The organism is Enterobacter cloacae complex sp. 677-3DZ2D5B, assembly GCF_004136695.1.
Classification (GTDB): Bacteria; Pseudomonadota; Gammaproteobacteria; order Enterobacterales; family Enterobacteriaceae; genus Enterobacter; species Enterobacter hormaechei_C.
The window spans coordinates 115,194-122,907 of record NZ_QFLS01000003.1 but is presented as its reverse complement, the minus strand read 5'-3'; the positions used below and the strand labels follow the sequence as shown (position 1 = coordinate 122,907).

Sequence of the window (7,714 nt, the reverse complement as noted above, 5' to 3'; positions counted from 1 at the left end):
CTTAACCTTACAACGCCGAAGGTGTTTTGGCGAAGAGACAGACACGATTTTCAGCCTGATACAGATTAACAGAATTTGCCTGGCGGCTTTAGCGCGGTGGTCCCACCTGACCCCATGCCGAACTCAGAAGTGAAACGCCGTAGCGCCGATGGTAGTGTGGGGTCTCCCCATGTGAGAGTAGGGAACTGCCAGGCATCAAACAAGTGAAGAGGCCATCCGCAAGGATGGCCTTTTTGCGTTGGTTTGCTGAAAAACGGCAGGCCTTAAGAAGCCGTCACCCGGCAGATCTCAGACTGCACACCACGCCGAAATAAACGCTGCAATCCCCTCCACATTATTTAAATCCAGAACCGGTACTTTCAGCGTCAACGCAACGTCACTGGCCACGGCAATCACATGTTCATCCAGCGTTAACTCACTTACGTCATGTCCGGCATCGCTTCTGAATAGCAGGATCTTCGCAACAGCCTCATGCTTAAACCCCTCAACCAGCACCAGATCCAGCGTGGAGTGATCCATCCGGCTGACAAGATAAGCGAGATCCAGCGGTGCTTCATCCGGTGTTTCTGTCATTAACGCCCAGCGCTGGTTACTCGCCACCATCGTTTGTGCAGCGCCAGCCTTACGCAGCTCATAGCTATCTTTCCCCGGTTTATCGACATCCATGTTATGGTGCGTATGCTTAATCAATCCGGGACGAATGCCTTTGGCGCAAAGTGCAGGTATCAGTTTTTTTAGCAGCGAAGTTTTCCCGGTGCCACTCCAGGCTGAGATCGCTAATACGGGTATCATTTTCTCTCCTGCATCATCTGCAAATCTTCCGTCGTGTTTACATTCACAAACGCCGATTTCATGTCGCTGAAATCAACGGAATGCCCTCCGGACTGGCGCATAAATACCATGACGCGTCGCTCTCCTGCGGCCAGGTAATCTTCCAGCGCGGATATTAACGAGCGATTAATCAATGCGATCGTTGGATGGTCGCGTTCACCGTCGTGTACCCAGACGACGGGAGCACCACCGCGCCGCTGCACCAGACGTTCAACCAGACAGGACGGGATGAAGGGCGTATCACATGAACAAAAGAGAAACCACTCTCCGTACGACTGCTGCATAACAGAAAGCATTCCCGCCAGCGGACCGGGGTAGTCCATCAGGTTATCCTGATAAACCGGATACCCGCTGCGCTGATAAATATCAACATGTCGGTTAGCGCTGATCGCCATCGATGACACCTGATCTGCAAGCGTATCAGCAACATGCTGCCATAATGGTGTGTTGTTCAGGAGCTGAAGTCCCTTATCCTTTCCACCCATTCGCGTTGCCCTGCCCCCGGCCAGAACAACCCCGATGATTTCCTGGCATTGATTCACGAATATCGCCTCTTTTATTGTGGGATTGACCCTGCTAACGTGTCTCTCTAAATGAAAGGAGCACTACCATGAAATGTAAACGTCTTAATGAAGTCATTGAACTTCTCCAGCCGGCCTGGCAAAAAGAGCCAGAGCTGAATCTGATGCAATTTTTACAGAAACTGGCGAAAGAGTCAGGTTTTGATGGCGAACTGGCGGACCTTTCTGACGACATCCTGATCTACCACCTGAAAATGCGTGACTCGGCTAAAGATGCTGTTATTCCGGGCATTCAGAAAGATTATGAAGAGGATTTTAAAACCGCATTACTGCGCGCCCGAGGCGTAATTAAAGAGTAAAAGCTTGTAAGCGGAGCCACCGAAATCGCCACAAGATGATATCCTGAATCATTCGTATAATTTCCGGATGATCGGATGAACGACCAGGCTTTTACTTTCCAGACACTACACCCGGATACCATTATGGATGCGCTGTTCGAGCAGGGTATTCGGGTGGATTCCGGGTTAACCGCTTTAAACAGCTATGAAAACCGTGTCTACCAATTTCAGGACGAAGAGCGCCAGCGCTTTGTCGTAAAGTTTTACCGTCCACAGCGCTGGTCCGCAGAACAAATTCAGGAAGAACATCAGTTTGCCCACGATCTACTGGATGACGATGTTCCCGTTGCGGCACCGATTAAATTCAATAACCAAACGCTGCTGACCCATCAGGGCTTTTACTACGCGGTATTTCCGAGCCTGGGCGGAAGACAGTTTGAGGCAGATAATATCGATCAGATGGAATGGGTTGCCCGCTATCTGGGGCGCATTCATCAGACGGGACGTAAAAAACCGTTTGTTGCCCGTCCGACGATTGGTGTTAAGGAATATCTTATTGAGCCGCGACAGGTATTCGAAACATCGGCGCTGATCCCGAATGCACTAAAGGATAATTTCCTCACGGCGACCGATAAGCTTATTGATGCTGTAAAAGCCTGCTGGCGGGATGATATTACTACTCTGCGCCTGCACGGTGACTGCCACGCCGGGAATATTCTCTGGCGCGATGGTCCGCTATTTGTCGATCTTGATGACGCACGTATGGGACCCGCGGTGCAGGATCTGTGGATGCTACTCAACGGTGATAAAGCCGAGCAGCGCATGCAGCTTGAGACCATAATTGAAGCTTATGAAGAATTTATCCCCTTTAATTCAGACGAAATTGCCTTGATAGAGCCTTTACGTGCGATGCGATTTGTTTATTATCTCGCGTGGTTAATCAGGCGTTGGGAAGACCCGGCTTTTCCCCGAAATTTCCCCTGGCTTACCGGGGAGGATTACTGGCGCAACCAGATATCCACATTTACCGAGCAGGTTAAGGTTCTACAGGAACCCCCTTTGCAATTAACGCCGATGTATTAATTGGACACACCCAGGAGAGAGTTGATCATGAAAAAAATTTGGCTGGCGCTGGCTGGTATGATTCTGGCATTTAGCGCAACTGCTGCGCAGTTTACCGACGGCAAGCAGTACATTACGCTGGACAAGCCTGTTGCTGGCGAGCCTCAGGTGCTGGAGTTCTTCTCCTTCTACTGCCCGCACTGCTACGAGTTTGAGCAGGTACTTCATGTTTCTGACAACGTGAAGAAAAAGCTGCCGGAAGGCACCAAAATGACGAAATACCACGTTGAGTTCCTTGGCCCACTGGGCAAAGATCTGACTCAGGCATGGGCGGTCGCGATTGCGCTGGGTGTGGAAGATAAGATCACCGCGCCTATGTTTGAAGCTGTACAGAAAACCCAGACCGTACAAACTACGGCAGATATCCGTAAAGTGTTCGTAGATGCCGGTGTGAAAGGTGAAGACTACGACGCTGCCTGGAACAGTTTTGTGGTGAAATCTCTCGTGGCACAGCAGGAAAAAGCTGCCGCTGACTTCCAGTTGCAGGGCGTGCCGGCGATGTATGTTAACGGCAAATACCAGGTCAATATGCGTGGTATGGACACGACCAGCATGGATATCTTCGTACAACAGTACGCTGATACCGTGAAATACCTGGTTGAGAAAAAGTAACAACCATAAAGAAAAACGCCGGTCACTGACCGGCGTTTTTGTATGAAGATTTAATCTTCGCTATCTGCTCGTCTTTCTCTTTCCAGAGTGTATTAAGCCAAAGCTGGAAACGACGTTTGAAGTTTTTATCGTTGACGTAATCCCCGTGCAGTTCAGTATTGACGGGCACCAGATCAACGCGGACAACGATACGCGTCAGCCTGCCGCTGAGCATGTCGTAGAATGGCGTCCTGTCGTTTTCCGGATAGCAGAGCGTTACGTTCAACAATTTATCGAACTGCTCACCCAGCACGTTGAGCGCCATTGCGATGCCCGCAGCCTTTGGCGGCAACAGGTTCTGATAAGGAGAGCGAGTTTGCTGGCGCTTCTCTTCGGTAAAGCGCGATCCTTCGACGAAGTTAACAATGGTGGTGGGATGCGCGCGAAACTTCTCGCAAGAACGGCGCGTGGTTTCCACGTCCTTACCGCGGCGTTCCGGATGACGAATCAAATAGCTGCGTGAATAGCGTTTCATAAACGGCATATCCAGCGCCCAGCAGGCCAGACCAATGAAAGGCACCCAGGCCAGCTGCTGTTTCAGAAAGTATTTATTCATCGGAATGTGTTTGCGAAACAGTACGCACAATACAACAATGTCGGCCCAGCTGTGGTGATTGCAGATCAGCAGATACCAGTTCTTTTTGTTCAGCTTCTCCAGACCCTGAACGTCCCACTTCAGCCAGGGGTTCAGATGCAGCAGGATCGCCAGGCCTTCACACCAGCAGTACATCATAAAATTACAAAAAGCAGACACCGCGCGCCATACCGGAGGGACAGGCAACAGGAGCTTAATTATTCCGGCAACGATGATTGGCACAGAACAGGCGATAGTAACCAGAATAGTTAAAATGACGCTTAATAATAATGTTATCGCAGCGAGTATTCTCGACATGATGAATTTTTTCAGATAGTTAGCTGTAATTGAGCAGCCGGCTATCCGGTGCTGGGCGCCGATCTTATCAGAAATTCGCTCAGACCAGGGCGCTTTCACATCAGGAGGCCGCGGCTTTTCCTGGCAGGCCGCGAATTTTTCCCTATAGACAAGGTGCTTAAGCCTTATATCCACAAAGACTAAATAACCATCAGTGAGGTGTGATCTTAATTGATCTTGTATTAATTGTTTGATTTAAATAGATAAATAAGTTTTCAATATCACTTTTATCAAGCTGTTATTCACCTGCATTAAAAATATGCACAAACTTATCCACAGTTTTGTTTTGCGAGCGATCTTCCCGATCGCAAAATCTTTTTCTGTATAAAGCGCTAAAACCTGATGTTTTCATCCTTCTGTGGCATCCTTTACCCATAAATTCATAACAGGCACGGACATTATGGTTCAGATCCCAGAAAACCCACTTATACTCGTCGATGGCTCTTCTTACCTGTATCGGGCGTATCATGCGTTTCCTCCTCTGACCAACAGCGCAGGGGAACCTACCGGCGCAATGTACGGCGTGCTGAATATGCTTCGCAGCCTGATTCTGCAATACCACCCAACCCATGCGGCCGTGGTGTTTGATGCGAAGGGTAAAACCTTCCGCGATGAATTATTTGAGCATTACAAATCACACCGTCCCCCTATGCCTGACGATCTGCGTGCGCAGATTGAACCGCTGCACGCTATGGTAAAAGCGATGGGGCTGCCACTGCTGGCGGTCTCTGGTGTTGAAGCTGACGACGTAATTGGTACCCTGGCGCGCGAAGCGGAAAAAGCAGGCCGCCCGGTTCTGATCAGTACCGGTGATAAAGACATGGCGCAGCTGGTAACGCCTGGGATTACGCTGATCAACACCATGACAAACACCATTCTTGGCCCGGAAGAAGTGGTCGCCAAATATGGTGTGCCGCCAGAGCTCATTATTGATTTCCTCGCCCTGATGGGCGATTCCTCGGATAACATTCCTGGCGTGCCGGGCGTGGGTGAAAAAACAGCTCAGGCGCTGCTGCAAGGGCTGGGCGGGCTGGATACGCTGTATGCAGAGTCCGACAAAATTGCCGGTCTTACCTTCCGTGGCGCAAAAACCATGGCCGGAAAACTCGCCGATAACAAAGAGGTGGCTTATCTCTCCTATCAGTTGGCCACTATCAAAACTGACGTAGAGCTGGAGCTTACTTGCGAGCAGCTAGAAGTGCAGGAACCCGCCGCCGACGAACTGCTTGGTCTGTTCAGAAAATACGAATTTAAACGCTGGACCGCGGATGTTGAAGCCGGGAAATGGCTTCAGGCGAAAGGGGCTAAACCTGCGGCGAAGCCGAAAGAGACCATCGTTGTCGATGCCGAAGAGCAGGCAGAAGAAGAGGCGATAGCGCTCTCCTTCGACAACTATGAAACCATCCTGGAAGAGTCACGGCTTGTCGCCTGGATTGAAAAGCTGAAAAAAGCGCCAGTATTTGCTTTCGATACCGAAACGGACAGCCTTGATAACATTACGGCTAATATGGTGGGTCTGTCATTCGCGACGGAGCCGGGTGTTGCCGCCTATGTTCCGGTTGCTCACGACTATCTGGATGCGCCGGAGCAAATCTCCCGCGAGCGCGCCTTAGAACTACTGAAGCCGATTCTGGAAGACGAGAAAGCGCTGAAGGTCGGGCAAAACCTGAAGTATGACCGCGGTATTCTGCAAAACTACGGCATTGAGCTGCGTGGTATCGCTTTTGACACCATGCTTGAATCTTACATTCTGGACAGCGTGGCGGGCCGCCATGATATGGATTCCTTATCCGATCGTTGGCTGAAACACAAAACCATCACCTTTGAAGAAATTGCCGGTAAGGGTAAAAATCAGCTGACCTTTAACCAGATCGCGCTGGAAGAGGCAGGCCGCTACGCCGCGGAAGACGCTGACGTCACGCTACAGCTGCATCTCAAAATGTGGCCGAAATTGCAGAAGCACGAAGGGCCGCTGAATGTGTTCGAGAACATTGAGATGCCGCTGGTGCCTGTGCTGTCCCGCATTGAGCGCAATGGCGTTAAAATCGACCCAACGGTGCTGCATAACCACTCTGGTGAGCTGGCGCAGCGCCTGACCGAGCTTGAACAGAAAGCGCATGAGCTTGCTGGCGAGGCATTTAACCTGTCGTCACCGAAACAGCTGCAAACCATCCTGTTTGAAAAACAGGGTATCAAGCCGCTGAAGAAAACCCCGGGCGGCGCTCCTTCAACGTCTGAAGAGGTGCTGGAAGAGCTGGCTCTGGACTATCCGCTGCCAAAAGTTATTCTGCAATACCGCGGTCTGGCTAAGCTGAAATCGACCTATACCGACAAACTGCCGTTGATGATCAACCCGAAAACGGGCCGCGTGCACACCTCCTATCACCAGGCTGTGGCGGCGACCGGGCGACTTTCGTCAACCGATCCTAACCTTCAGAACATTCCGGTGCGTAATGAAGAGGGCCGCCGTATTCGCCAGGCTTTCATTGCGCCAGAGGATTATCTGATTGTCTCCGCGGACTACTCGCAAATCGAACTGCGTATTATGGCGCACCTGTCACGCGACAAAGGCCTGCTGACGGCCTTTGCCGAAGGGAAGGACATTCACCGGGCAACCGCTGCCGAAGTGTTTGGGCTGCCGCTGGAGAGCGTGACAAATGAGCAGCGTCGTAGCGCAAAAGCGATCAACTTCGGTCTGATTTACGGCATGAGTGCCTTTGGTCTTTCACGCCAGCTCAATATTCCGCGTAAAGAGTCGCAGAAGTATATGGATCTCTACTTCGAGCGGTATCCGGGCGTGCTGGAATATATGGAACGTACCCGCGCGCAGGCGAAAGAGAAAGGCTACGTTGAAACGCTGGATGGCCGTCGTCTCTACCTTCCGGACATCAAATCCAGCAACGCCGCGCGCCGCGCGGGTGCTGAACGTGCTGCGATTAACGCCCCTATGCAGGGCACTGCGGCGGACATCATTAAACGCGCAATGATCGCCGTCGATGCCTGGTTGGAAAAAGAGAAGCCGCGCGTGAAAATGATCATGCAGGTACACGATGAACTGGTCTTTGAAGTTCATAAAGACGATCTGGAGACGGTCTCTCAGAAGATCCATGAACTGATGGAAAACAGCATGAAGCTGGACGTTCCGTTGCTGGTGGAAGTGGGTAGCGGCGAAAACTGGGATCAGGCTCACTAAGGGCTAACGGAATAACGCGCGTTTTATGTAAGTAAGCAACATAAGTACGCGCGTTTTGTGACGATCATTAGAATTCCCTATGTAAAGAATGAAAAAAAACTACAAAAAGTGCTTTTTCCAGCGATAA

Annotated in this window: 7 protein-coding genes and 1 rRNA gene; 5 read left to right on the top strand and 3 right to left on the bottom strand. The window is 50.8% G+C overall.

The genetic code is table 11. The features are described from left to right. Positions 1–78: 78 nt before the first annotated feature. A 5S ribosomal RNA gene (gene rrf, locus DD597_RS05805) occupies positions 79–194 on the top strand. A 94-nt stretch (positions 195–288) separates the two neighbouring features. Here the strand turns inward: rrf and mobB are convergent. Both mobB and mobA read right to left on the bottom strand, forming a co-directional pair. After that, positions 289–792, bottom strand: a complete 504-nt coding sequence (gene mobB / locus DD597_RS05800; protein WP_003861899.1) for a molybdopterin-guanine dinucleotide biosynthesis protein MobB — start codon at positions 790–792, stop codon at positions 289–291. After that, entirely contained in the window at positions 789–1,373 is a 585-nt protein-coding gene (mobA, locus tag DD597_RS05795; protein ID WP_003861901.1) for a molybdenum cofactor guanylyltransferase MobA, read from the bottom strand. Before mobA ends, mobB begins: the two co-directional genes overlap by 4 nt. Positions 1,374–1,441: 68 nt before the next feature. Between mobA and DD597_RS05790 the strand changes: the two genes are divergently transcribed. The 3 genes from DD597_RS05790 (at position 1,442) to dsbA (ending at position 3,424) form a co-directional block, all read left to right on the top strand. Beyond that, on the top strand, positions 1,442–1,711 hold the full coding sequence (locus tag DD597_RS05790; protein ID WP_003861904.1) for a YihD family protein: 270 nt from the start codon (positions 1,442–1,444) through the stop codon (positions 1,709–1,711). Between the two features lie 75 nt (positions 1,712–1,786). After that, entirely contained in the window at positions 1,787–2,773 is a 987-nt protein-coding gene (locus DD597_RS05785; protein WP_045346517.1) for a serine/threonine protein kinase, read from the top strand. Positions 2,774–2,800: 27 nt separating this feature from the next. Continuing rightward, the gene (dsbA, locus tag DD597_RS05780) at positions 2,801–3,424 is read left to right on the top strand and encodes a thiol:disulfide interchange protein DsbA (RefSeq protein WP_003861908.1); all 624 of its coding nucleotides are present in this window, start codon (positions 2,801–2,803) and stop codon (positions 3,422–3,424) included. Between the two features lie 22 nt (positions 3,425–3,446). On the opposite strand, the gene DD597_RS05775 is transcribed toward dsbA, so the two are convergent. Beyond that, complete coding sequence (locus DD597_RS05775) at positions 3,447–4,355, bottom strand: acyltransferase (protein WP_003861910.1); 909 nt, start codon at positions 4,353–4,355, stop codon at positions 3,447–3,449. A gap of 439 nt (positions 4,356–4,794) precedes the next feature. On the opposite strand from DD597_RS05775, the gene polA reads away from it, so the two are divergent. Next, a complete protein-coding gene (gene polA, locus DD597_RS05770) occupies positions 4,795–7,587 on the top strand; it encodes a DNA polymerase I (protein WP_032608128.1) in 2,793 nt (930 codons plus the stop codon). The last annotated feature ends 127 nt before the right edge of the window (positions 7,588–7,714 follow it).

What these genes read in the sequence shown, in the direction of transcription:
- mobB (WP_003861899.1), bottom strand. Translation starts at nt 792, where the DNA reads ATGATACCCGTATTAGCGATCTCAGCCTGGAGTGGCACCGGGAAAACT.
- DD597_RS05775 (WP_003861910.1), bottom strand. Translation starts at nt 4,355, where the DNA reads ATGTCGAGAATACTCGCTGCGATAACATTATTATTAAGCGTCATTTTA.
- DD597_RS05785 (WP_045346517.1), top strand. Translation starts at nt 1,787, where the DNA reads ATGAACGACCAGGCTTTTACTTTCCAGACACTACACCCGGATACCATT.
- polA (WP_032608128.1), top strand. Translation starts at nt 4,795, where the DNA reads ATGGTTCAGATCCCAGAAAACCCACTTATACTCGTCGATGGCTCTTCT.
- dsbA (WP_003861908.1), top strand. Translation starts at nt 2,801, where the DNA reads ATGAAAAAAATTTGGCTGGCGCTGGCTGGTATGATTCTGGCATTTAGC.
- DD597_RS05790 (WP_003861904.1), top strand. Translation starts at nt 1,442, where the DNA reads ATGAAATGTAAACGTCTTAATGAAGTCATTGAACTTCTCCAGCCGGCC.